Source organism: Neobacillus solisequens (assembly GCF_051233465.1).
Lineage (GTDB): Bacteria > Bacillota > Bacilli > Bacillales > Cytobacillaceae > Neobacillus.
The window spans coordinates 1-793 of the sequence record NZ_JBKFGJ010000046.1; the positions used below are offsets into that span (position 1 = coordinate 1).

1 protein-coding gene is annotated in these 793 nt (G+C 40.5%); it reads left to right on the plus strand.

The genetic code is table 11. The features are described 5' to 3' along the window. A partial coding sequence (locus tag ACI3K6_RS23450) for an IS110 family transposase (RefSeq protein ID WP_435556729.1) occupies window positions 1-793 on the plus strand: 793 nt, incomplete at both ends.

The window sequence follows — 793 nt, forward strand, 5'->3', positions numbered from 1 at the left end:
TGAATCTAGCTCATATTCTTAAAGAGAATCATATAAAGTTTGTCGCTGTGAATCCTCTACATGTAAAGAAAAGTAAAGAACTCGACGACAATTCACCAACAAAAAACGATGTGAAAGACGCTAAAGTCATCGCACAGCTGGTCAAGGATGGGAGATACGCCGAACCAACGATTCCACAAGGTGTTTATGCAGAACTCCGTGTGGCGAAAAAAATACGTGATCTCTTAACTGATGACCTTCAAACAGTGCAAGGCCAGATTCACAACTGGCTAGATCGGTATTTTCCTGAGTTTTTAACCGTCTTTAAGAGTTGGGAAGGAAAGGCAGCCTTGCAATTTCTAAAGCTAGGAGCCTTACCACATGAACTGATTCATTTAACTGATCAGTACTTATTGGATCATTTACGAAAAGCAGTTAGTCGGAGTGTAGGACTAAACAAAATAATAGAGCTAAAACAAGCAGCAAAAGAGTCCATCGGACTTCGGCAAGGTGCTGGTATGGCTAAATTAGAACTGGCCACACTGCTTGATAAGTATGACTTGATACAAGAGAAGTTCGTAGAACTAGATAAGAAGATAGATAACCTAATTGAACATATCCCTGGTGTTCAACAAATGTTAGCTATTAAGGGAGTAGGGAGAGATACGGTTGCCGGCTTCTTTGCGGAAGTGGGAAATCTTCAAGATTATTCTCACCCTAGACAAATCATAAAGCTAGCTGGATTGAGCCTAAAGGAAAACACTTCAGGAAAGCATAAAGGGCAAACGAAAATCACCAAACGAGGTAGGAAGAA